Source organism: Rubellimicrobium rubrum, from assembly GCF_006152115.1.
GTDB lineage: Bacteria > Pseudomonadota > Alphaproteobacteria > Rhodobacterales > Rhodobacteraceae > Rubellimicrobium > Rubellimicrobium rubrum.
In genome coordinates this window covers 1-3,874 of the sequence record NZ_VDFU01000074.1, presented here as the reverse complement: position 1 = coordinate 3,874, position 3,874 = coordinate 1, and the positions used below count along the sequence as shown (strand labels likewise).

Sequence of the window (3,874 nt, the reverse complement as noted above, 5' to 3'; positions counted from 1 at the left end):
GGCTCTTCCTCATGTCGTCTGCTCCTTCAGGATGGGCAGACTCTACGTCACAGCGAGGGAGCTCCCGGGGGCAGGTCATCTGCGGAACCCTGCCCGGACTCGGCTCAGCTAGTTAGTGGATGATCAGAGCTGCGATTAAAATTCGTCTTCGTCCGGACCGATTGGTCAACCCGTTCCAGTGATCCGTCCGATCAGGGATACTAGGGCCTGCTGCTCGAAAGGTTTGACGATCCACCCAGTTGCTCCCGCCAACTGGGCACGGCTTCTGACCTCCCGGTCGTTATCGGTAGTAAGAACGAGAATGGGGACACGACGATTCAGCGAACCTTGCCGCACTTTCTCGATGACGCCAATGCCATCGAGCTTGGGCATGTACATGTCTGTGATGACAACGTCGAAGCTAGCCCGCTCGAAAAGGGCCACTCCTTCCTCGCCGTTTTGGGCGGTCACCACCGTCATGCCCGCCGATGTCAGGCAGTGATGCAGGAGCTGCCGGATCGTGCTCGAGTCGTCGATGACCAGGATGGAGGCGGACATATCAGCCCTCCCTTGTCAGAAAATCATGCACTCCGAGCAGCTTCAGCCCGGCAAGCACACGGGGTGAAGCCGTCACCAGCCACAAACGCTCTTCGGGTGCGTCGCCTATGGCGGAAAGCAGCAGTTGCACGATGGAGGTGGTCAAAGGCCGATCTCCCTCAACCAGCACTTCGGCGGTCTTGCCGCTGTGCTCGTGCAAGAAGCTCTTGAGACTACTGAGGTCCTCGCGCGCGGCAGCGGTTAGGCAGAAGCATGATGGTTCGGACATGATAATGACTCGACGAGAGGGGACGCCTGCCGCTGGGCACACTGTGGCAGCCCCCGCACATTGGCCCAGCCGCCGCTAAGAAAGGATGAACACGGGATGTTCAGTACTGCTTCGGAACTGGCCGCGCGGAAAGAAGCCCGCGTGAATAGCGACCTTAACCACCTCTTAGTGCTTTCCGGCCATAGTCAGGTCAGCGACTTACGAGGAACCCGAATGCTGCCCGATAATTCCAAGGAAGCTGGCGGGGCGCAGTCAGACAGCCCCTTGGTGCTCCGTCATCTCGCCGAATGGCGAGAAAGGCTGCTCAGTTCCGACATCGAACTCGGGGCCAAGGATCTGGAAACCGCAGATGCCGCAGGGCTTCAGCTCATCTTGTCTGCGTTGATGGAAGAGTCTCCGCGGCTACGGATCAAGGCTGGCTATGAAGCAGACTACGGCAGCTTGTGGCATCGGCTGGGACTGAACGACTTGGCGGACGCGTTGCCGGTGACAGACGCGGGCAGCCTTGTTGGCGTGAGGCCTCACCTAACAAATGAGCCCTGATCGTCTGACAGAAGCTCGGAGTAACTTGAGGAGCTGTCCATGGGACAGGGCCGTCTTCATTGCTCGTCGCCGTTCGACAGTCGGTCGTCTCAGTTACCGCATCTACGATTTCCAGTAAGGCCGACGTCAGCATGCCCAAGCAGATGCTCGTCCCATTTGTAAAACCCGTGCCTCGGCCACAAAGCGTCGGTTTCGGTGCCTCTAAGGTCTCTGATCGCTCACATCCGCGCCTGAAGAACAAGTCTTTACCCTATGCCATCCGATGCTGGATGTTGCACTGCACCAGGAACACAGCCGATGATCGATAATGAAACCCTCGCTCTGTTCCGAGCAGAGGCAGAAGGTCTGGTGGAAAGCCTGCAATCAAGCCTTCTGGCCATGCAGGACGCGTCCATGGATCGGAGTCTCGTGAACCAGGTGTTCCGAGATTTGCACACTCTGAAGGGCACGGGCGGAATGTTCGGCCAGACCGAACTGGCGTCTTTCGTCCATCATCTGGAATCTGCCCTTGAACCGCTTCGATCCGAAAATAGGCCGGCAAGTTCGACGGTTGTGACGGCAGGGTTGAAGGCCCATGATCACATTGACGCCCTTTTGCGCGGTCAAAGGCCGGACGGTGGTGACGACATCCTCCGTCAGATCGCACAAGCAATGACCGGACCCTCGCTCACGAACGACTGGCTTCTGACTTTTGCGCTGCCGTCCGACACACTGAAGCTCGGTGGCAAGCCAGAACTCGTCCTAGATGAACTCCGGTCACTGGGCGCCTCGCGAATCCAAGCATGTATTAGTAGGATTCCGGGCCTCGAAGCATTGGACCCGGCCGTCCTTTCCCTGTCCTGGACCGTGCACTTGCCTGCCCATGTGGCCGAGGCAGACATTCATGACGTATTCATGTTTCACGATGGTCTCGCTCTGACCTTGGAGCGTATCGCGACGAAAGACACGGCCGCTGAGAGAGAGGCTGCCTCGACTGGCACTGACAATCATAACGTCCCTACTGACGAGCCGTCCACAGCAGCATCGATCAGCTCCACAGATTCAGACAAACCGGTGGTTGCCAAGCCTGCAGCCATGATGCGGGTCGCAGCGGGCCGGCTCGACGAAATGATGGACAGGGTCGGGGAACTCGTAATTGCCGAAGCGCGTCTTTCGGCCATCGCGGCATCCAGCGGCGATCCGGCCTTGCTGGCCGTCGCCGAAGAAATTCAGGGTCTCGCCACTGGCCTGCGTGACACCACCATGTCGGTTCGAATGACGCCCCTGGGGTCAATCACTGGCCGATTCCGCCGCTTGATTCATGATCTTTCAGCCGATCTTGGTAAGCCAGTCGATCTGCTCATTGAGGGTGAAGATACCGAGCTGGATAAAACGGTCGTTGAGCAGCTTGTCGATCCGTTGCTGCACTTGATGCGCAATGCGATCGACCATGGCATCGAGCCCGCCGCAATTAGGAAGCAGACGGGCAAACCGCTGACAGGACGGGTTACGCTGTCGGCTCGCTATTCAGGAGCTGAGGTCCAAATATCTGTTGTGGATGACGGCTATGGTCTCGATGTCCAGAAGATCAGGGCCAAGGCCATCCAGAAAGGCCTCGTAGACCCGTCAAATGACCTAAGCGATTCGGAGACGTTTCAGCTGATCTTCGCCCCAGGGTTCTCGACGGCATCGGCCGTTACCGAGCTTTCTGGCCGGGGGGTGGGCATGGACGTAGTGAAACGGACGGTTTCCGATCTACGAGGATCTATCGAAGTCAGATCTGAAAAGGGGCAGGGCACCCGGATCATTCTTCGACTGCCTCTCACCCTCGCCATCATCGATGGACTGCTAGTGGAGGTGGCGGGCGAGCGCTTCACAATTCCTCTCGCGGCTGTGCACGAAATTGTTGAGCTTCGCGATCCGACGATGCAAGAGGAAGGCACCGCTCAATTCCTGAATATCAGAGATAGACTGGTTCCGTACATCATGTTGCGCCATCTATTTACAAGTACGGGCGAACCGGATCCGTACCAGAAGGTGGTCGTGGTAGCAGCCGGAGAGGCCCGGATTGGACTGCTAGTAGATCGGATCATCGGATCGTTTCAAACCGTTATCAAGCAATTGTCGCCCCTCCATGCTACCATGAAGATCTTTTCGGGCGCGACAATTCTGGGGGACGGCACCGTAGCTCTCATCCTGGATGTCTCACAGATTGTCAGTTGGGCCCAAGTAGATGGATCGCAAGCAAACAGCCGGGCGTCTTGGGAGTTGGTAGCCTAACGTAACTTCTCGAGTATATTTGGTCACTATGCCTTACGCTGATTTCTTACCTCCAGTCCCGGAGCTTGGGTTGGGATCTTTGCGGCGAGGCGTTCGGGCAAGATTTTTTCCGGATCACGTTGCGTGCTTCGAGATCGTTACTGCGACTGAGCTGCTGCCTGTTTGCTGGATGGTCCTGACCCTGGAACCTGGTCCAGTCTGATGGCCGTTCTTCGGGCCCTCTGAACTCTGAGGAGGAGTGCCATGACGCGGAAGCGCACCGGCGAC

General features: G+C 57.6%; 4 protein-coding genes. 2 read left to right on the top strand and 2 right to left on the bottom strand.

Going from position 1 to position 3,874, the window contains the following annotated elements; translation table 11 throughout:
* Positions 1-165: 165 nt before the first annotated feature.
* Positions 166-537 (bottom strand): response regulator, encoded by a 372-nt coding sequence (locus FHG66_RS21165; protein ID WP_139079125.1) that lies wholly within the window; start codon positions 535-537, stop codon positions 166-168.
* A gap of 1 nt (position 538) precedes the next feature.
* On the bottom strand, positions 539-805 hold the full coding sequence (locus FHG66_RS21160; protein ID WP_139079124.1) for a hypothetical protein: 267 nt from the start codon (positions 803-805) through the stop codon (positions 539-541).
* Positions 806-901: 96 nt separating this feature from the next.
* Between FHG66_RS21160 and FHG66_RS21155 the strand changes: the two genes are divergently transcribed.
* Positions 902-1,348 (top strand): hypothetical protein, encoded by a 447-nt coding sequence (locus FHG66_RS21155; RefSeq protein ID WP_139079123.1) that lies wholly within the window; start codon positions 902-904, stop codon positions 1,346-1,348.
* Positions 1,349-1,645: 297 nt separating this feature from the next.
* Positions 1,646-3,607 (top strand): chemotaxis protein CheA, encoded by a 1,962-nt coding sequence (locus FHG66_RS21150; RefSeq protein WP_139079122.1) that lies wholly within the window; start codon positions 1,646-1,648, stop codon positions 3,605-3,607.
* Positions 3,608-3,874 lie beyond the last annotated feature (267 nt).